This is a genomic window from Euzebyales bacterium (genome assembly GCA_035461305.1).
Taxonomy (GTDB): Bacteria; Actinomycetota; Nitriliruptoria; order Euzebyales; family JAHELV01; genus JAHELV01.
In genome coordinates, this window is sequence record DATHVN010000151.1 from 1 (window position 1) to 18,187 (window position 18,187).

Annotated in this window: 20 protein-coding genes; 9 read left to right on the top strand and 11 right to left on the bottom strand. The window is 72.4% G+C overall.

The window, feature by feature from the left end; all coding sequences use genetic code 11:
• From VK923_13895 to VK923_13910, 4 genes are all read right to left on the bottom strand, one after another.
• A partial coding sequence (locus VK923_13895) for an anion permease (protein ID HSJ45768.1) occupies window positions 1-402 on the bottom strand: 402 nt, incomplete at its 3' end.
• A gap of 392 nt (window positions 403-794) precedes the next feature.
• A complete protein-coding gene (locus tag VK923_13900) occupies window positions 795-1,487 on the bottom strand; it encodes a Bax inhibitor-1 family protein (GenBank protein ID HSJ45769.1) in 693 nt (230 codons plus the stop codon).
• Between the two features lie 116 nt (window positions 1,488-1,603).
• On the bottom strand, window positions 1,604-3,205 hold the full coding sequence (locus VK923_13905; GenBank protein ID HSJ45770.1) for a hypothetical protein: 1,602 nt from the start codon (window positions 3,203-3,205) through the stop codon (window positions 1,604-1,606).
• A 43-nt stretch (window positions 3,206-3,248) separates the two neighbouring features.
• A complete protein-coding gene (locus tag VK923_13910; GenBank protein ID HSJ45771.1) occupies window positions 3,249-3,620 on the bottom strand; it encodes a hypothetical protein in 372 nt (123 codons plus the stop codon).
• Window positions 3,621-3,700: 80 nt separating this feature from the next.
• Here VK923_13910 and VK923_13915 point away from each other — a divergent pair, with 80 nt between their 5' ends.
• A complete protein-coding gene (locus tag VK923_13915; GenBank protein ID HSJ45772.1) occupies window positions 3,701-4,396 on the top strand; it encodes a GNAT family N-acetyltransferase in 696 nt (231 codons plus the stop codon).
• Between the two features lie 51 nt (window positions 4,397-4,447).
• Here VK923_13915 and VK923_13920 read toward each other — a convergent pair whose 3' ends face one another.
• Window positions 4,448-4,990, bottom strand: coding sequence for a GNAT family N-acetyltransferase (locus tag VK923_13920; protein ID HSJ45773.1), 543 nt, complete (start codon window positions 4,988-4,990; stop codon window positions 4,448-4,450).
• The gene (locus tag VK923_13925; GenBank protein HSJ45774.1) at window positions 4,987-5,715 is read right to left on the bottom strand and encodes a DNA alkylation repair protein; all 729 of its coding nucleotides are present in this window, start codon (window positions 5,713-5,715) and stop codon (window positions 4,987-4,989) included. Before VK923_13925 ends, VK923_13920 begins: the two co-directional genes overlap by 4 nt.
• Window positions 5,716-6,469: 754 nt before the next feature.
• Between VK923_13925 and VK923_13930 the strand changes: the two genes are divergently transcribed.
• Together VK923_13930 and VK923_13935 are read left to right on the top strand one after the other, a co-directional pair.
• Window positions 6,470-6,715, top strand: a complete 246-nt coding sequence (locus tag VK923_13930) for a hypothetical protein (protein ID HSJ45775.1) — start codon at window positions 6,470-6,472, stop codon at window positions 6,713-6,715.
• Window positions 6,661-7,104: a hypothetical protein gene (locus tag VK923_13935; GenBank protein HSJ45776.1), complete on the top strand. Its 444-nt coding sequence runs from the start codon at window positions 6,661-6,663 to the stop codon at window positions 7,102-7,104. The genes VK923_13930 and VK923_13935 overlap by 55 nt, the downstream gene beginning before the upstream one ends.
• Before the next feature lie 55 nt (window positions 7,105-7,159).
• Here the strand turns inward: VK923_13935 and VK923_13940 are convergent, their stop codons facing one another.
• Window positions 7,160-7,291 carry a hypothetical protein gene (locus tag VK923_13940; protein ID HSJ45777.1) on the bottom strand — a complete coding sequence of 44 codons (132 nt, stop codon included), beginning with the start codon at window positions 7,289-7,291 and terminating at the stop codon, window positions 7,160-7,162.
• 205 nt (window positions 7,292-7,496) lie between these two features.
• Window positions 7,497-8,216 (bottom strand): purine-nucleoside phosphorylase, encoded by a 720-nt coding sequence (gene deoD, locus VK923_13945; GenBank protein HSJ45778.1) that lies wholly within the window; start codon window positions 8,214-8,216, stop codon window positions 7,497-7,499.
• A gap of 195 nt (window positions 8,217-8,411) precedes the next feature.
• Between deoD and VK923_13950 the strand changes: the two genes are divergently transcribed.
• The 3 genes from VK923_13950 to VK923_13960 all read left to right on the top strand — a co-directional run bounded on the left by VK923_13950 (window position 8,412) and on the right by VK923_13960 (window position 10,503).
• Window positions 8,412-9,383 (top strand): NADPH:quinone oxidoreductase family protein, encoded by a 972-nt coding sequence (locus tag VK923_13950; protein HSJ45779.1) that lies wholly within the window; start codon window positions 8,412-8,414, stop codon window positions 9,381-9,383.
• A 164-nt stretch (window positions 9,384-9,547) separates the two neighbouring features.
• Window positions 9,548-9,940, top strand: coding sequence for a VOC family protein (locus VK923_13955; protein HSJ45780.1), 393 nt, complete (start codon window positions 9,548-9,550; stop codon window positions 9,938-9,940).
• 257 nt (window positions 9,941-10,197) lie between these two features.
• Entirely contained in the window at window positions 10,198-10,503 is a 306-nt protein-coding gene (locus VK923_13960; GenBank protein ID HSJ45781.1) for a hypothetical protein, read from the top strand.
• A 23-nt stretch (window positions 10,504-10,526) separates the two neighbouring features.
• Here VK923_13960 and VK923_13965 read toward each other — a convergent pair whose 3' ends face one another.
• Window positions 10,527-11,486, bottom strand: a complete 960-nt coding sequence (locus VK923_13965) for a helix-turn-helix domain-containing protein (GenBank protein HSJ45782.1) — start codon at window positions 11,484-11,486, stop codon at window positions 10,527-10,529.
• 73 nt (window positions 11,487-11,559) lie between these two features.
• On the opposite strand from VK923_13965, the gene VK923_13970 reads away from it, so the two are divergent.
• Complete coding sequence (locus tag VK923_13970; GenBank protein ID HSJ45783.1) at window positions 11,560-12,420, top strand: hypothetical protein; 861 nt, start codon at window positions 11,560-11,562, stop codon at window positions 12,418-12,420.
• A 106-nt stretch (window positions 12,421-12,526) separates the two neighbouring features.
• On the opposite strand, the gene VK923_13975 is transcribed toward VK923_13970, so the two are convergent.
• A complete protein-coding gene (locus VK923_13975; protein HSJ45784.1) occupies window positions 12,527-14,098 on the bottom strand; it encodes a hydantoinase B/oxoprolinase family protein in 1,572 nt (523 codons plus the stop codon).
• The gene (locus VK923_13980; GenBank protein ID HSJ45785.1) at window positions 14,098-16,074 is read right to left on the bottom strand and encodes a hydantoinase/oxoprolinase family protein; all 1,977 of its coding nucleotides are present in this window, start codon (window positions 16,072-16,074) and stop codon (window positions 14,098-14,100) included. Before VK923_13980 ends, VK923_13975 begins: the two co-directional genes overlap by 1 nt.
• 85 nt (window positions 16,075-16,159) lie before the next feature.
• On the opposite strand from VK923_13980, the gene VK923_13985 reads away from it, so the two are divergent.
• Both VK923_13985 and VK923_13990 read left to right on the top strand, forming a co-directional pair.
• Window positions 16,160-17,269 carry a PLP-dependent transferase gene (locus VK923_13985; protein HSJ45786.1) on the top strand — a complete coding sequence of 370 codons (1,110 nt, stop codon included), beginning with the start codon at window positions 16,160-16,162 and terminating at the stop codon, window positions 17,267-17,269.
• Window positions 17,270-17,811: 542 nt separating this feature from the next.
• Window positions 17,812-18,187, top strand: a 376-nt coding sequence (locus tag VK923_13990; protein ID HSJ45787.1) for an iron-sulfur cluster assembly protein, incomplete at its 3' end; no start/stop codon positions are given.

Here is an 18,187-nt window from a genome sequence, read left to right on the forward strand (position 1 = left end):
CAGGCCATGGAGCATCATCGCGCGCGCGATGATGAATGCGCCGATGTAGAGGAAGATCGTGGGTGACGAGAACGCACCGTAGACGATGTCGCCGGTCGCATCCTCTTCGGTCGGCGCGACCACCGACAGCAGGACGCACAGTGCGAGGGCGATCACAGCGGTGACCGGGATGGGCACGGCCTCCGTCAGCCACCACACGATCGTGAACGCCAGGATGGCCGCGAGCGCCTGCTGGTTGGGCCGCAGGTCCAGAGGCGCGGCGTACACCAGGACGAAGGCCAGCGGACCAAGGATCAGCCCCGATGTCTGGCGGAGGCGCTCGAAGCGCTCCTCGGCGGGGCTGAGCACCTCCCGTTGCTCCGGCAGCGTCTTGTACGTACCGCTCATCAGACCGTCGCTCATGTTGGATGCTCCGTGGCGGAGGAATGCGAGTGGGTGAGTCGCGGGACTATGGCGGGCGGCCGATACCCACCAGGCCCGTTTTCAATCCATTGGCCCACGGGTCACGGTGCCCGCACCGTTCGTGCGTAGGCGCGCCGCGGTTGCGTTGCTGGCACGCCGTGTCGGGCCGTCGGCATGTCTGGTGAGGGCACACGGTCCAGGACGACGAGGGCCGTGCTGGAGCTCGAGCGGATCGCCGCGCTGGGATGGCCAGGGCTGGAGGCCGAGGTCGTCGACGGATGGCTGCTCCGCGCAGGTGGCGGATGGACGGGTCGGGCGAACGCAGCGTTGCCGCTGCTCGACGCCAGCGACGATCTCGACGCGGACCGGACCGGGGGACGGACGGCGTCGGATCAGCGACGCATGAGCAGATACAGTACGTACCAGAACAGCAGCGCCAGGCTGGCGAACAGCTGCATCGATGCGGCGACGTGGCGATCCGACGGATAGACGCGCAGGACCTTGGCGGTGTCGTACAGGATCGCGCCACCGGCGTAGGCGATCATCGCGACGCTGAACCACGTCCCCAGCTCCAGGCCGAACAGCACGGCCGCCACGATGGCGACGAGCGCGACGATGCCGCCCCACTTGAGCAGGGCGCCGAGCACCGAGAAGTCACGGCCCGACGAGAGCGCGACCAGCGTGAGCCCGGCGAAGCCGATGACCGACAGCATGGCAGCTTGTGAAATGGCCCCCGGTGCCTGCAGCGACGCGATGAACAGCATCGGCGCGAAGATGAGCGCCTCGGCGACGATCAGCGCCGCGTACCCGCCGTACTGGGCTGCCGGCGTGGTCGCGCGGAGCGCCACCGATGTGGACAGCCACGAGATCAGCACGAACCCGCCGAGGATCAGCAGCCAGCTCGTGCCCAGCACGAAGGCGGTGATCGCCTCGGCGAGGCCGGTCGTGAACAGGGCGTACTCGAGCAGCACGAAGGCCAGCACGGCCCCGCCCAGGTGGGCGTAGACGCGGCGCAGGAACGCTAGGCGCACGTCGGCGGACTGCGCTCCCACGGGCATCGTGTACGGCAGTGCGGACTCAGCCATCCCCGTCCGTCCTCCAACTCGGATGTGATCGTCGGGCGGCGGCGATCGTAGCGCACGGTGCGCACCCCACGGCGCGACGGACCAGTCGGCGAGCGCCGCGCCGCTGACCGGTCGGGTCACAGCGGCCAGTCGTCGCGTGGCGTGACGTCCGGGTAGGCCGCGCAGGCCGCGAGCAGGGCGGCCTCGGCGGCCTCGCGCATCGTCTGGCCGGCCGGGCCCGCCAGGGTCAGCACCGTGTGGTACGCGTCGGCCATCGACTGCGCGCCCTGCTGGCCTTCGCCGTTGAGGCACCGCAGGTGCCCGTGGGCGAGCTGTGAGTTCGCCAGCTCCCACTGCGCCATCGGGTCGTCGTCGGCCGTCTCGCGACGGACGGCCACGGCCTGCGCGCTGTTGCGGATCCCAGCCAGGACCGTTGCCCGCATGCCGCGACCGTGCTCGGCGAGCGCCACCGTGGTCTCGCATGCCTCGGCGGCACGGTTGTGCAGCGCGGCTCCGAGCGTGCGCATCGCGTCGCGGCCGACGCTGGTGGTGTCGAGGCGGGCGACCTCCTCTGCGAGCTGGTCGTGCTCGCCGACCAGGCCCGCCGCCATCGCGATGGTGCTCAGGTCGTGGATCGTGACGCCGAGCTCCCCGACCAGCTCGTCGAACTCCTCGGCCCGCTCGACGACGCGCAGGACGCGGCGCGTGAGCGACAGCGCCTCGCGGCCGGGCCCGAGCGCGTCACGCGGGCGGTCGAGCAGCTCACTGAGCACGACGGCGCGGCGCCACAGCGCCCGGGCGAGCTGGCGCAGGGTGGCGTGCCACCGCTCGGCTGGCTGGCCCGCGAGGATGCGGCGGTACGCGGACACGGCCGCACCGGCGGCTGCGGCCGCCGCCGGGCCGTCGCCGTCGGACGTCGCGAGGTGCACACTGTCGTCGTACAGCTCGTCGGCCTCGGTGCGCGACGAGCTCAGCAGCGCGGGCGGGGCCATCCTGCGCGGCTCGCGCAGCGTCAGGTCCCACCGCGAGGTGCGGTCGAGCAGCGTCCGGGTGTCGTCGTCGAGGTCGGGGCTGCCGGTCGTCAGCGCCAGCACCTCGAGGTGGTGTGCCAGGTCGTCGTCGTGCTCGGGGCGGTCGCGCACCAGCGCCTCGAGCACGTCGGTCGCGCGGACCAGGTCCTCCATGGCGTCGAACCGCCGGCCGTTGACCAGGCGCGTCATCAGCGACACGTCCAGCGCCAGAACCAGCGCCGGGCGCGCATCGATGTCGTGGACATCGCCGAGCATGCGGCTGAGGATGTCGACCGCCTCCTGCCCGGTGGCGACGGCGTCGGCGAAGCGGCCGGCGGCATGTAGCTGATGGGTCAGCAGGACCAGCGACAGGGCGAGCAGCGGGCGCTGGGTCGCGGGCATCCGCTGGGCCAGCTGGCGGCGATGGGTGACCGCCAGCCCCGCCAGCGTGAGCGTGTCGTGCCCGGGCTCGCCGCCCACGAGGACGAGGTGACGCTCCTCGACGTCGGCGAGGCGGTTGAGGGCCAGCACCGCCTGGGTCGACGCGGTGTCGGCGCACCACACGTACTGGCCGGACTCGATGCAGGCACCCTCGTACTCGCGCGCGTGGAAGTCGATGATGTCGGCGGTCGCCACCGGCCGGGTGAAGACGTCAGCGGAGTCGGGACCCAGCAGGCGGCGTGCGCGCTCGTGGCGGGTGCGGTCGAACGGGAACACCCAGGGCGCCACGTCGTCGAGCGAAAGCGCCGGGTGCCGGGTGCCCGATCGATCGTCAGCTCGTCGGAGGTTGCGCCGCGCCACGTTCCGGTCCATTCAACAAGGCTAGTAACATCTTGCCATGTGAGATAGCGCTCGGTAGTCCCATTATGCCACGCGACGTTCCGGCGACCAGCAGAACGATCGCGTCGACCTCGACCAGCTGGCCCTCGTAGCCAAGGCGGGCGACGCCGAGCAGCGTGCTCGGCGCCATCGGCGTTCCGCTGACACCCGAGTCGCGGAAGACCGACCATGCGGTCGCGAGCGCGTCCTGCGGCCCGACGACGTACACGGTCGTGCGGACCACGTAGCCGGGCGTGGCCGTCCGGCCGCCAGGGCTGTGACGTTCGACGGACACTGTTGCGCTGGCCCCCCGGACGGACGTCACGATCCACCGCGGTGCGCGCGCCCCACACGCCATGCCGCCACGCGGCGGCGCCTCGCGGACGCACCGTACGATCCGCGGCGATGACCACCAACGGCGATGCAGACCGCTTGCTGACCGCGCACCTCCGGGCGTGGCTCGGCGCGTGGCCCCCGGCCGTCGCGGTCGACGTCGTCGGCGCGCGGGCGCGCCTGGAGCCCGGATGGGACGGCAGCACAACGGCGCTGGTCGGTGTCGGCACGCCCCGTCGCACGCTGTTGTCCGTGCCACCCGACCGCGTCGAGGCGGTCACGCGGGCGCTCGGCCGCCTCGACGACCCCGACGTGCGGCGAGCGATCGTTCGTGCCGTCGGCGCGTCCGGGCGGATCCTCGGCCGTGGCGTGTTCCGCTGGTCGCGCTGCGTCGCCGGCGTCAGGCAGCTGCCCGATGCGGGCGACTGGGTGGAGGGGTCCCACCCGCGGGTGCCCGACTGGCTGCGGCCGTTCAACTACGGTCCCGTGCTGATCGCGTGGGACGACGCCGGTGCCTACGGCGCCGGCGTCGGCATCAAGCGCCACGACCCGGTGGGCCACGAGATCGCCGTCGTCACGACCCCCGCGCTGCAGGGTCGCGGGCTGGCGCGTCGGCTCGTGGCGCAGGCGGCACGCAGGATCATCGACGAGGGCGGCCTGCCGACCTACCTGCACGACCCGGCCAACGGCGCGTCGGCCCGCGTGGCCGACGCCGTCGGCTTCCCGGATCGCGGGTGGTCGGTGTACGGCCTGTTCGGTGGCGACTGATCGGCCGCCCACGGGTCAGCGCAGGCGGCCACGATCCTGCGCGAACCCGACTCACAGCGGCCTGCCGTGCACCACCGCGCGCGGAGCGTAGCCCCGTGCTGCCAGGAAGTCGGCGGCCGGACCGGCCGTGAACGCCTGTGCCGTGACCAGTGTGGCTCCGCGGTTGCGGGCCCAGTCCTCCACGGCAGTGACCAGGCGCGTGCCCACGCCGCGCCGCCACTGGTCGCGGCGTACCACGAGCGCCTCGATCCGAACGCTGCGGGTGTCGAGGCCGCGCTGCATCTGCCTTTCGGGCGCCGGGTGCGGCGCGACGACGGCCGCGACGACGAACCCGACGGCCGCGCCGTCGACGTCGGCCACGAGGACCAGCCGCCGCTGGGGGTCGGCCTGCTCCGCCAGGCTCCCGACGAGCCAGGCGCCGAGCCCGTCGCCGGACGGGATCCTGAACACCTCCGGATCGAGTCGTGCGTACATCTCGGCCTGGTCGGTCCAGGCCCGCGCGAGGTCAGGGCCGTCGTCGGATCGGACCCTGCGCAGACGGATCTTCGTGCCGCCTCGCGGCGCGGCCGGCGGGCGCGCGGGTTCGCCTGTCATGCGCGGCGGTGCGTGGCGAGCAGCCGGTCGCGGTCGGCGGCCGGCAGGTACCTGACGGCCTCCCGGATGGTCAGACCCGACAGGCGAGACGTCCGGGGTTCGAGCCAGGCGGTCACGATCGCGGGGTCGCGTCGCGCGACCTCGCGGAGGACCCAGCCGATGGCCTTGCGAATGAAGAACTCGCCGTCGTCGAGCAACGCGTCCGCCTGGCCGGCGAAGTGCTCGAACCGCGTGCGGTCGGTCCGCAGGGCCGGGAGGTGGGCCAGCAGGGCGGTACGGCGCACCCAGACGTCGTCGTCGGCCACCCACCTGTCGGTCCGCTGCCACACGCGGTCGTCGCACAGCGCGATCCGCCCGGCCACGCCGATGGCGAGGGGATCAACGAGCGCCCATGTCTTGGCGTCGCGCGCGAGGCGTTCGACGAGGTCCAGCGTGTCGGCGTTGAGGTCGTCCGCCGCGTCCTCGAGCAGCAGCACGGCGATCCTGCGCAGCTCGTGGACCTGCCGGTCCCACAACTGCTGGACCAGGCGAAGCCGGGCGGTCGTGTCCAGGTCGTCGTGGTCCCGGAGGAAAGCCCGCGTGGTCGAGCGGAGCCGGGGCATCGGGACGCCGAGGTGGCGCAGAGTGCTCTTGAGGTAGCGGCGCTCGCCCTCGGCCCGCTCGGGCACGGCATGCGGACGCAGCCGCGCGACGAGGTCGTCGGGGAGGGCCGCGACGCCCGTCATGCGACGGCGCTCAGCCCGACATCTGGGCCCGGACCTCCTTGCAGACCGGACACACGGGATAGCGGGACGGATCGCGGCTTGGCACCCACCTCTTCCCGCACAGAGCAACCACCGGGGTCCCCGTGACCATCGCCTCGGTGATGACCGCATCGGCGTTGGGCGCCCTGATGATGTGGGCGTACCGCTTGTCGTCGCCGTCAGACACGCGCGGCCGGACCCGATGCGATGGGCTCGTCGTGGTCGTGCTGGTCATGCGGCGCGCTTCCTGTCCGTCGGAACCCGTCCGTCGCGTACGTAGCTCCCGAGAGTATGCCCGCCCGTGCAGGGGCAACAACCCGACGTTCGGTCGGTCCGGCCGATGACCCGGCCCGTCGGACAACAGGTGCCGGATCGTCCAATGCAGCCGGGCACATGCGATCGGGTGTCGTGCGATGCGACCCGCTGTGGTTCAATGCCGTACCAAGAGGATCAGTCACGGCGGCGCTCACCCCGCGGGGCCGACCGGCATCTTCGTGATCCCCGGCGTGATCGCGGCCGCGCTGGCCCAGAGTGGCGAGATGAACCTCGAGAACCCTGACCAGGCCCTGCCGGCGCTCGTCCAGCAGGTGCTACCGGTGGGCATCCGGTCTCGTCGTCTCCGGGCTGCTCGCCGCCCTCATGAGCTCGCTGTCGAGCGTCTTCAACTCGACCTCCACGCTCATCACCTGGGACGTCTACCGCGAGTGGAAGCCGCAGGCCACTCGAGCGCGAACTGGTGTGGGTCGGCCGCCTCGCGACCGTCGGCCTCACGGCGGCCGGGTTCGCCTGGGTCCCGTTCATGGACTCGATCTCGTCGACGCTCTACACGTACCTGCAGAGCGTGCAGAGCTACATCGCGCCGCCGATCGCGGCGGTGTTCCTGTTCGGCCTGGCATGGAAGCGGATCAACGCGAGCGGTGCGATGGCGTGCCTGCTCAGCGGCTCGTGCTCGGTGCGACCCGGCTGGTGCTCGAGCTCGTGAATGGCGCCGACAAGCAGGGCCTCTCGGAAGGCCTCCTGAAGTCGATCGCCGAGTTCAACTTCCTGCACTTCGGGGTCGTGCTCTTCGTGATCTGCGTCGTGATCCTGGTGGGCGTCAGCATGGCGACGAGCGAACCGCCCCACGACAAGATCGCGGGTCTGACCCTCGAGACCGCTGACGAGCCCGTCGCGCGACGGGTCGGCCGCGACGGACGCGACGAGGCGCCGCCGACCGGGGAGGGCCAGGTGGGCACGAAGGAACGGACCGAGACCGAACTGGAGGAAGAGCTGCTCGATCTCGAGGAGTCCGAGCGGGACCGACGGCGCGACCTGTTCCTCTCGATCGGTGTCGTGATCTGCGTCGCACTCGTCTGGATCGTGTTCGCCTGACGTCGGCGTGCCGGGTGCCGGGGCGTCGGTCCCGGCCTGGCATCGTGCGCCTGGATCAGTCGAGCTGGATCACGCTGAGGACATTGCCGGCGGGGTCGGTGAACCAGGCGATGAGTGGCCCGCCGCCGCGGAACACGCCGGTCTCGTCCGTCGCGAGCTCGGTGCCCTCATACCGCTCGAACACCACGCCACGCACCGTCGATCGACTCCTCCGTGGGACCGTGCCGTCCGCTGCGGTGCTCGATGTACCGACGCGTCAACGTGCCGGTACTCATCGCCGGTACGTGGCACCCGCCCGACATCACTCGCAGCACGAGACCTCGTGGCCCCGACCACCGGCCGGCACGCCATGTCCTCCGCGGTGGCGGCCGGGCTTCTCCGGCGCCGCGCCGCTACGCTGCGGCGTCGCGCCGCAGCGCGTCGAGCGTGATGACGACCATGTCGTCGAACGACCGCTCCCGGTCGTCGGTCGTGGCCGCCTCACCGGTGCGGAGCTGGTCGCTCACGGTGCAGATCGCCAGCGCCCGCACCCCAGCGGACGCGGCGAGGCCGTACAGGCCGGCCGCCTCCATCTCGATGGCGAGCACGCCCATGCGCTCCATCGTGTCGATCGACGCTGGATCCGGGTGGTAGAACAGGTCCGCCGAGTGCAGGTTGCCGGTGTGGACGGGCAGCCCTCGGGTCGTGGCGGCGTCGACCGCGGCCCGCGCGAGGCCGAAGTCGCACGTGGCCGCGAAGTCCCAGCCCCCGTAGCGTGTCCGGTTCACGTTGCTGTCCGTGCAAGCCCCGATCGCCACAATGACGTCGCGCAGCGCGATGTCGGTTGACACGGCGCCGCACGAGCCGACGCGCACCAGCCTCCGACACCCATAGTGATCGATCAGCTCGGTGGCGTAGATCAGCGCGGACGGGATCCCCATGCCGGTGCCCATCACCGAGACGGGCATGCCGTCGTACATGCCAGTGAAGCCCAACATGTTGCGCACCGCGGTCACCTGCCGGGCGTCGGTGAGGAACTCCTCGGCGATGTGCTGCGCGCGACGCGGATCGCCCGGGAGCAGCACGTCCTCGGCGAACGCTCCCTCGTCGGCGGCGATGTGGGGCGTGGGCATTGGGTGGCCTCGATGTCGGCGGCGCAGCGGATCGTACTCGGCCGCGATCCCGCGAATGCCAGCGGTCGGCCGGTGGCGCGGCTCGGCGACGGCCTTCGGTGCGCCGGGTCATGCGGTAGGGTGCCCCCGAGCCGCACGTGAGCCGGGGGTCTGACTCATGACGGGACGCAACCGCTCCGCCAACGGACGACGCTGATGCGTGCGCTCGTGTGCTCGTCGTTCGACGGACTCGACGGCGTGGCCGTCGGCGAGCTGCCGGAGCCGGAGCTGCGCGCAGGTGGGGCGCGCATCGCGGTCCGCGCCGCCGCCGTCAACTTCCCCGACCTGCTCATGATCCGCGGGCTGTACCAGGAGCGTCCCGACCTGCCGTTCGCGCCCGGAGCCGAGGTCGCGGGTGACGTGATCGAGGTCGCCGGCGACGTGTCGAGCGTCCAGGTGGGCGACCGTGTCTACGCCCCGGTCGGCCACGGCGGCTACGCCGAGCAGGTCGTGGTCGACGAGGGCGCGGTGATGCCCGTGCCCGAGGACATGCCGTACGACGTCGCGACGACGTTGCCCCTGGCCTATGGGACCGCGTACCACGCGCTGGTCGACCGCGGTGATCTGCGGTCGGGGCAGACGCTGCTGGTCTTGGGAGCTGCCGGCGGCGTCGGTCTCGCGGCCACCGAGATCGGCACCGCCCTGGGCGCGCGGGTCATCGCGGCGGTCAGCTCGGACGAGAAGGCGGAGGCCGTCCGCGACGGCGGCGCCGCCGACGTCGTGCGCTACGACGAGCGCGACCTGCGCGAGGCCCTGCGGGAGCTCGCACCGGACGGCGTTGACGTCGTCCTCGACCCGGTCGGAGGGCCCGCGACGGAGGCAGCGCTGCGGTCGACCGCGTGGAACGGCCGCCTGCTGATCGTCGGCTTCGCGTCGGGCGACATCCCCTCCATCCCGGCCAACCTGCCGCTGCTGAAGGGCTGCGCAGTGGTGGGCGTCTTCTGGGGTCGTTTCGCAGCGACCGAGCCCCTACGGAACCGCCGCAACTTCGAGACACTGGGCAGCTGGTGGCTCGACGGACGGATCGATCCGCTCGTCTCCCGGACCTACGACCTCGACCACGCCACCGACGCGCTGCGCCGGATCGGCGGCCGGGAAGCGATCGGCAAGCTCGTCATCCTGCCCTGATCGCCGGCGCCGCGTCGATCGAGGTTCTCTTTGCACTTCTTGTTCGGCAACGGTGGTGTGCCCGCGAGCTGCCGACAGCGCTCTTCGTGAGGGGCCGGACCAGGTGCAGCATAACACCGTACGTTGTACGTTGATGGCCACCACCGCCCGACCGGAGCCCCCACGTGAACATCTCCGCATCCGCCGTGTCGCTGACCGTCGAGGACGTCGACGCGTCCGCGTCGTTCCTTGGCGACCACTTCGGCTTCACGACCGAGATGGCCGACGACGGTTTCGTCTCCCTGACTCGTGCCGACGCGGGCTTCAACGTGATCTTCCTGCGCACCGGTCTGGCCACGTTCAAGCCGGCAGCACGCGCGACGCACCGCGCCGACGGCATCCTGCTCGTGTTCGTCGTCGACGACGTCGACGCCGAGTACCGCCGCGTCCGGGCGGAGGGCGTCGAGATCACGACCGCGATCGAGACCGAACCCTGGGGTGAACGCTACTTCCAGGTCATCGACCCCAACGGCGTGATCGTGCAGCTCGTGCAGTGGGTCGACGTGCGGGAGCAGTGACCGTCGGTGCCCTACGGTCGCCACGGTGCGCATCGATCTCGCCGTCGCGGACATCGTCGCCGTCGTGCGGGCGCTGGGCGGCGTCGTGGGCGTCGCGCTCGGCAGGTCCCCGCATCACCGGCGCAGCGGACCCGCACAGCGACTGGGACCTCGGTGCCTACCACCGCGGGGGCGCTGGACCTCGCCTACCTCGCCGGCATCCCGACCTACACGCTCGCGGGGGGGGGCCTGCCGGCAGCATGCTGCTCGACGGCGCCATGCGGGGGGGGGACCCGCAGGCGCTGGCGGTGGCGGTCGTCGAGCGGTGGCGGTTCAGCGCCTGGTTCTCGCTCGAACACGCCGGCATGCGCGCACGACGCGGCGACGCGGTCAGGACCCTGGACCAGCTCAGCCGCGTCACGCTCGAAGCGGGCCACGCGATCATGTGCGGACGGCGGACCTGGGTCTTCAACGAGAAGCATCTGCTCGAACGTGCCGGCCTGGGCGACGTCAACGGGCTGATGACGGCCGTGTCGTCCAACCTGGCGGAGCTGGTGCCCGCGTCGAGGCTGTCGCCGCGCTGATCCGTCCCTGACCGCAGGCGCGCTCAGGACGGGCTCGTCCTGAACGCGGCGCGGTGGGCGCTCGGTGTCGTGCCACGGCGGCGCGCGAAATGATGGCGCAACGTGTCCGCGCTGCCGAATCCCACCCGGTGGGCGACGACGTCGACGGCGGCATCGGTCGTCTCGAGCAGCAGCTCGGCGCGCTGCAGGCGCTGGTCGAGCGGCCACCGGTGCGGAGTCGTCCCGGTCGTGGCACGGAAGTCACGCGCGAAGCTGCGTGGTGACATCCGCGCGTGCCCGGCGAGGGCCGTGACGGTCAGCGGCTCGTCGAGGTGCTGCACGATCCAATCCACCAGCTCGGCCATGCCGTCATCCGGGTCGTCGGGCAGCGGGAGCTCCACGTACTGCGCCTGGCCTCCCTCGCGGTGGGCGGGCACGACCATGCGCCGCGCGACAGCGTTGGCGGTCGCGGCGCCGTGGAGGCGCCGGACGAGGTGCAGGCATGCGTCGATCCCCGCGGCCGCGCCAGCGCTGGTCAGCAGCGGACCGTCCACGACGTAGAGCATGTCACGCTCGACCTGCACACGCGGGAACCTCCACGCGAGGCGGTCGACGAACTGCCAGTGGGTCGTGGCACGGCGGCCGTCGAGCAGGCCGGCACCTGCGAGGGCGAACGCCCCCGTGCAGATCGACAGGAGCTCGGCGCCCCGTTCGTGGGCGGCGGCGAGCACCTCGCAGATGCGCGGGTCGAGCGCGTCGTCGAGGTCCGGCCACGCGGGGATGGCGACGATGTCGGCGCCGGCGACCGCTTCCAGGCCGTGGGCGACCTCGACCGTGAAGCCGGAGGTCGTCGGCACCGGTCCAGGTCGAGGGCCGCAGACGACGAAGTCGTAGGTCGGCAGTCCCTCGTCGGATCGGTCGAGCCCGAAGATCTGGCCGAGGATGCCCAGCTCGAAGCCGGCGATCCGCGAGCCGACGACCGCGGCGACCGACATCACCGCCATGATGGCAGGATCTTCCGGTAATGGGGCACAGCTGCCAGTTTCGCACACCGCCCGGCGCGAGCACAGTGCAGTCATGCGTACACACCGGATCGAGACGTTCCCACGACCGGGACGGGCGCGCAGCCACGTCGCGATCCCGCCTCCCACCCGCGGCGCCCAGCGCTGGGCGGGCGCGCCCTCCGCGCTGCCCGACGGCGACGCCGTGCTGCTGGCGTATCGGACGCGTGGCGACGACGACCGCGTCGTGCTGGCCCGGTCCGATGACGGCATCGCGTTCGACACCTTGGCGGCGGTGGCGTCCGCCGACCTCGGCGTTGCGATGGTCGAGCGCGCGGCGCTCGTGCCGGTGCAGGCCGGCTGGCGGCTGTACGTGTCGTGCGCTGAGCCGGGTACGAAGGCGTGGTGGATCGGGCTGCTGGAGGCGCGGCGCCTGGCGGACCTGCCAACCGCCGACCTGCGCCGCATGGACCTCGGCGGGCCGCTCGACGCGGTCAAGGATCCGATCGTGCGGCGGTCACGTGACGGCTGGCACGCATGGGTGTGCGTCCACCCACTGGACATCCCCGGCGCCGAGGACCGGATGTCGACGGCGTACGCCACGTCCGACGACGGCGTCGCCTGGCGGTGGCACGGCACCGTGCTGCAGGGCCGTGACGGCTGCTGGGATGCCCGCGGCGCGCGGGTCACGAGCGTCCTGCCCGACGGCCGCGCCTGCTACGACGGTCGGGCGACGGCGGACGAGAACTGGTTCGAGCGGACCGGTCTCGCGGTGCCGTCCGGTGAGGGACCCTACCTGTGCGCCGCGGACGGCGACCCGATCGCCGACGTCCGCTACCTCGAGGTGCTGCCGCTGCCGCAGGGCGGACACCGCCTGTACTACGAGGCGCGCCGGCCCGACGGCACCCACGAGCTGCGCACCGAGCTGCACGCCTGAGGCGGCGTCAGCAGGCCGGGGCCGAGGTTGCGAGGTTGTCGCGGACGCGGGTGCGTCCGGAGGTCCCGGACGTGTCGTCGGTTGCCATGGCCCGCCGTCGAAACGATCAGTCGTCGGGTGCGTTCCAGCCACCGCCTCCGGGCGTCTCCACTCGGACGCGGTCGCCGCGTCGCAACTGCCACGTCCCCTTGGCGGCCAACGGCTCCTCACCCCCGCCGGCACGGATCACGACGTTGCGACCCACCGCCCCGTCGGCGCCCCCGTGCAGGCCCGACGGCGCGTGCGCGCGCCGTTCGGTCTGCAGCGTCAGCGTGGCCCGGTCGGCCAGGACCTCGATCTCGCGCACCAGACCGTCGCCGCCGCAGTGGTCGCCGGCGCCTCCCGAGTCCGGCCGCAGCTCGTAGCGCCAGATCCGTAGCGGGTAGTCGAGCTCGATCGCCTCGGCGGGCGTGTTCTCCGTGTTGGTCATGCCGGTGTGGATGCCCGACTGCCCGTCGCGGTCCGGTGTTGCGCCCTCGCCGCCACCGAGCGTCTCGTAGTAGCTGAAGGCCTCGGGCTCGCTGGCGCCGAGCAGCAGGTTGTTCATGGTGCCCTGGCTCGCGGCGGGCACGCGGTGGGGCAGCGCCTGGGCGAACGCGGCGAGCAGCACGTCGACGATGCGCTGCGACGTCTCCACGTTGCCGGCCGCGACGGGCGCGGGGTGGCGGGCGTCGACGAGGCTGCGCGCGGGTGCCACGACGGTCAACGGCCGGTAGCAGCCGGCGTTGGGTGGGGCGTCGGGATCGGTCAGCATGCGCAGCACGAAGTAGGCGCTCGACACGGTGACCGCGAGCACGGCGTTGACGTTGACGGCGACCTGTGGGTCGGTACCCGTGAAGTCCGCGGTCACGTTGTGCCCGTCGACCGTGAGCTCGACCGCGATGGTCGCCTCGTCCTCGAGCTCGAGGACATCGCTGGCCCGGTAGGTGCCATCAGGGATGTCGGTGACCGCGGCGCGGACCCGCCGTTCCGAGTAGTCGCAGACCTCGCGCATCGCCGTGTGCAGCCCGTCGACGCCGTAGCGGTACGAGAGCTCGCGCAGGCGCCGGGCGCCGACGTGGTTCGCGGCGAACTGGGACCGCAGGTCCCCGTGGCGCTCACGCGGCGTCCGTGAGTTGGCGGCGATGAGCTCCAGCAGGTCGTCACGCACCTCGTCGTCGACCGCGACGAGGATCGGCGGGATTCGCAGCCCCTCCATCGCGATGTCGGTGGCGTTGGCGGGCATCGAGCCCGGTGCGGCGCCACCGACGTCGGCGTGGTGGGCCCGGTTGGCCACGTAGCCGAGCAGGGTGCCCTCGTCGTCGCCGACCGCGGCGACGAGCGTCAGGTCGGGCAGGTGGGTGCCGCCCGCGTACGGGTCGTTGACCAGGACCTGGGTGCCGGGAGTCAGACGGTCGCCGAAGCGCTCGATCGCCGCCTCGACACTGCGCGGCATCGCGCCGAGGTGGACCGGGATGTGCTCGGCCTGCGCGACCATCTGAGCGTCCGGGGCGAACACGGCGGCGGAGCAGTCGGCGCGCTCCTTGATGTTCGGTGAGTAGGCGGCCCGCCGCAGGGCGACGCCCATCTCGTCGGCGATCCCCGCCAGGGCGTGGCGCACGACTTCGAGCTGAACGGCGGACAGCGTCTGGTCGGCCATCATCGGTCCTGCCCGTCGTGGAACGTGATGATCACATTGTGGTGCTCGTCGATGTGGGCGGTGTCGGCCTCCGCGAGCAGCGTCGTGGTGTCGGACTGCTCGACCAGCGCCGGTCCGGTGAGCTCGCTGCCCACGTCCAGTGCACCGCGTGCCACCACGCGAGCCTTCACCCGCTCGCCGTCGGCGACGATCTCGCGCGTGCGTTCGTCCGCCACGTCCTGGTCCCACTCACTCGGAGGTTCGGCCAGCACCGGTTCACCCTCGGCGACGACGCGGGCGGTGACGAGCTGGACCTGCTCGTCGGGCATGTGGTAGCCGTACGCCTGCTCGTGCTCGCGGTGGAACGCGGCGACGACGTCGCCATCGTCGGCGTCGACCCGCAGCTCGTGCGACTGCCCGGCATAGCGGCACTCGGCGATCCTGGTCAGGGTCCGGTCGCCGACCGCGCCCTGGGCCTGCAGCGCCGCGCCCGCGTCGTCGGACAGCTGCCGCCACACGTCGTCGAGATCCTCGCCTGCGACGGTCATCAGCGTCCGCGACACCTCGGCCCGCGGTGGTGCCAGCAGCAGCCCGAGCGCCGACAGGACGCCGGCGGCGGGCGGGACGATCACGGCACGCATGCCGAGGTCGCGCGCGAGCGCGCTCGCGTGCAGCGGGCCGGCCCCGCCATAGGCGACCAGCGCGAGGCCGCCCGGGTCGACCCCACGCTCCGTCGACACCTTGCGCAGCGCGCGACTCATGGTCGCCCGCACCACGGTCAGGATGCCCCGGGCCCCGTCCGCGTCGTCGGGCAGCGTGTCGACCGCGTCCTCAGCGGCGCCGACGTCGAGCACGAGGCCGCCGCCCAGCTCGCGGTCCGGGTCGAGGTGGCCGAGCACGCAGTGGGCGTCGGTGACCGTGGGCTCGGTGCCGCCGCTGCCGTAGCACGCCGGACCCGGGTCCGCCCCCGCCGACCGGGGGCCGACGCGTAGGGCGCCGCCCTGGTCGATCCACGCGATCGAGCCGCCGCCGGCACCGACCGTGTGGATCGCGACCGACGGCGTCCTGAAGGGCAGGCGGTCGATGCTCGACTCGCTGGAGATCTCAGGCTGCCCGTCGCGGATCAGGCACACGTCCGTCGAGGTGCCACCCATGTCGAACGCGACAGCGTCGGGGTAGCCGGCGGCCGCCGCGACCGCTCCGGCCGCGACGACGCCGGCGGCGGGTCCCGAGAGCAGGGTGTGCACCGGTTCGTCGGCCGCGTGGTCGAGGCTGGTCGTGCCGCCGCCCGACATCATCACGGAAATGGTCATGTCGGGCAGCCGGTCCTCGAGGCCGGACAGGTAGCGATGCATCCGCGGCGCGACGGCGGCGTTGAGCGTGCAGGTCGACGCGCGCTCGTACTCGCGGAACTCCGGCAGCAACGCACTCGACCGGGTGACCGGCACCCCGAGGCGGTCCACGAGCGCGGCGCACAGCCGTCGCTCGTGGGTGTCGTCGGCGTAGCTGAACAGCAGCGTGACGGCGACCGACTCGGGCTCGAGGGCGGCGACGGCGTCGACGACCCGGTCGATCTCCTCGTTGCTCAGCCCGACGATCGTCCCGCCGTCGGCGCCGGTGCGCTCGTCGACGGTCACCACCATGTCAGGGGCGACCAGCGGCTCCGGCCGGGTGACCGTGAGGTCGTACAGCGACGGCCGGGCCTGGCGGCCGATGATCAGGATGTCGGCGAAGCCGGCCGTCGTGACCAGCACCGTCCGTGCGACGTCGCGCTCGAGGATGGCGTTGGTCGCGGTCGTGGTCCCGTGGCACATGAGGCGCGCGGCGTCACCGGACCCGTCCGCGTCGAGCCCGTTGGCGACCCCCACACCCTGGTCGTCGGGCGTCGTCGGGGTCTTGACGGCGCGCGGCCGCAGCGTGGTGCCGCCGCGTGCCACGATGACCACGTCGGTGAACGTGCCACCGACGTCGACGCCCGCGGCATGGTCATCGCCCACGGGGCACGCTCCACGACGTCTGGTTCACACGCATCACTCCGCACCGTCCAGCCGGACCGCCGGCCTATCGCCTCCTGGAGGCCCGATGTCCCCAGATCCTTCCACCGTCCTGCTGCATGCCATGCCGCCGCCGTCTCCCGGTGACCCGGCCGGCTCGAAGCTGATCATGTCCAGCTACCTGGTGTCGTCGGGTACCGCCGAGGCGTCCGACTACCTCCGCGGCGATCACCCCAACTGGCGGGTGGTCGAGCGCGGCCTGGGTGCGCTGGAGGAGGCCGACGCCGTGCTGTTCGCCTCGGGACAGGCGGCATCGCACGCGCTGCTCGCGGATCTTGCACGCACCCACCGTCGGATCGTCGTCCCCGGCGACGGCTACTACAACACCCGGGCCCTGGCGCACCTGGTCGGCGTGGCCACCGGTGTCGAGGTGCGTGCGGTCGATCTGCTCGACGCGGCCGCGGTCGACGGAGCGGTCGCCGTGGATGACGCCGCGCTGTGGGTCGAGACGCCGACCAATCCGCTCCTGCGCGTCGCCGACCTCGCGCGCCTCGGCGACATCTGCCGACGCCGCGGCGCCCGGATGGTCGCCGACAACACCGTCGCGACCGCGGTCCTGCAGCAACCCGGGCGCTTCGGCGCCACCGCCACCGTCTACTCGCTGACGAAGGCGGCCGCCGGCCACTCCGACCTGGTGCTCGGGGCGGTCGTGACGCGCGATGGTGCGCTGGCGGACAGGCTGCGGGAGTGGCGGACGCTGACCGGCGGGATCCCGGGGGCGTTCGAGGCATGGCTGGCCGCCCGCAGCCTCGCCACGCTGCCGCTGCGCCTGGCCGCGCAGTCTGCGAGTGCACTGGAGATCGCCCATCACCTCGAGCACCGCGACGTGGTCACGGCGGTCCACCATCCCGGACTCGCACCGCACCGCACCGTGGCGGACCGCCAGATGACCGGCTACGGACCGCTGCTGTCGTTCGAGGTCGCCGGCGGCGCGGCCGCCGCCGACACCGTGGTCGCCGCGGCGGAGCTGATCCGCCCCGGCACGAGCTTCGGTGGCGTCGTGTCGTCGTGGGAGCGGCGGGCCCGCTGGCCGGGAGAGAGCGCACCGCCTGGACTGATCCGGCTGTCCGTGGGCGTCGAAGGCGTCGCCGACCTGATCGCCGACATCGATGGGGCGCTGACGGCGGCCGCTGGATGAGCATGTGGCAACACCGCGCGGGAAGGCTCGAGGCCAAGGACAACCCGCGCCCCCGCGCCGGCCTGCTCGTGCCCTGACCGACAACCGGCGCATCGGCGACACCGCTCCCGGCGAGATCGTCGCGTTCGTCCGCGACGAGCTCGGCGGTGCGGCCGCCGACGCCGTGTTCATCTCCTGCACCAACTTCCGCGCCGTCGAGGCCTCCACGGCCTGGGCGACATCCTCGGGGTGCCGGTCACCAGCAGCAACGACGCCACGTTGCGCGCCGTGCTCGGCCGGCTGGCGGCGGGAGCGTGAGCGCATCCATCGATGGGCGGGTGGCTGGGGTGTCTCGCGGCCGCGATGACCACGTGCGCCCTGCGATCCGGCGCGTTGACGCCCCGACAGGCCGGCTCTAGCCTCACGCAAGGTCGTGGGTGCGCTGGACGGTGCCCGGGCCACGGGAACGCACGCGACAGGGAGGCCGCCGTGCTCGAGCACCGTGGGCACCGGACGTGCCCGACGCTGCCAGTCCCTCGCCCGGTGATCACGTCCTGACGCGCATGGACCGGTTCACGGCTGGTCAGCAGGTGCGGGAGGCGCTCAGCGCCGTCGTCGAGCCGGAGCTGGGCCGTCCCATCACGGAGCTCGGTTTCGTGTCCGAGGTGTCGATCGATGGCGGACGGGTGCATGTGCGGCTGCGGGTGCCGTCGTTCTTCCAGCTCCAGCGCTTCGGGTGGCTGATCCTTGCCGACGCGCGTGCGGCCCTGGGTGTGCTGCCGTGGGTGGAGGCGATCGAGCTGTGCTTCGCCGGCGACGGCGTCCGTGATCGCACCGACACGGGCGTCGCACCGCCGTTCGACGAGCCTGTGTCCGAGCACCAGCGGTCCCACATCCGGCGCATGGCGTTCCTCGACCGCCAGCTGCGGCTGGTCCGGT

Excerpts from the sequence above, each read along its gene's own strand:
- deoD (HSJ45778.1), bottom strand. The coding sequence starts at position 8,216 with ATGCCCACGCCCCACATCGCCGCCGACGAGGGAGCGTTCGCCGAGGAC.
- VK923_13985 (HSJ45786.1), top strand. The coding sequence starts at position 16,160 with ATGTCCCCAGATCCTTCCACCGTCCTGCTGCATGCCATGCCGCCGCCG.
- VK923_13960 (HSJ45781.1), top strand. The coding sequence starts at position 10,198 with ATGCGGGGGGGGGACCCGCAGGCGCTGGCGGTGGCGGTCGTCGAGCGG.
- VK923_13970 (HSJ45783.1), top strand. The coding sequence starts at position 11,560 with ATGCGTACACACCGGATCGAGACGTTCCCACGACCGGGACGGGCGCGC.
- VK923_13925 (HSJ45774.1), bottom strand. The coding sequence starts at position 5,715 with ATGACGGGCGTCGCGGCCCTCCCCGACGACCTCGTCGCGCGGCTGCGT.
- VK923_13965 (HSJ45782.1), bottom strand. The coding sequence starts at position 11,486 with ATGGCGGTGATGTCGGTCGCCGCGGTCGTCGGCTCGCGGATCGCCGGC.
- VK923_13900 (HSJ45769.1), bottom strand. The coding sequence starts at position 1,487 with ATGGCTGAGTCCGCACTGCCGTACACGATGCCCGTGGGAGCGCAGTCC.
- VK923_13915 (HSJ45772.1), top strand. The coding sequence starts at position 3,701 with ATGACCACCAACGGCGATGCAGACCGCTTGCTGACCGCGCACCTCCGG.
- VK923_13950 (HSJ45779.1), top strand. The coding sequence starts at position 8,412 with ATGCGTGCGCTCGTGTGCTCGTCGTTCGACGGACTCGACGGCGTGGCC.
- VK923_13975 (HSJ45784.1), bottom strand. The coding sequence starts at position 14,098 with ATGGCCGACCAGACGCTGTCCGCCGTTCAGCTCGAAGTCGTGCGCCAC.
- VK923_13920 (HSJ45773.1), bottom strand. The coding sequence starts at position 4,990 with ATGACAGGCGAACCCGCGCGCCCGCCGGCCGCGCCGCGAGGCGGCACG.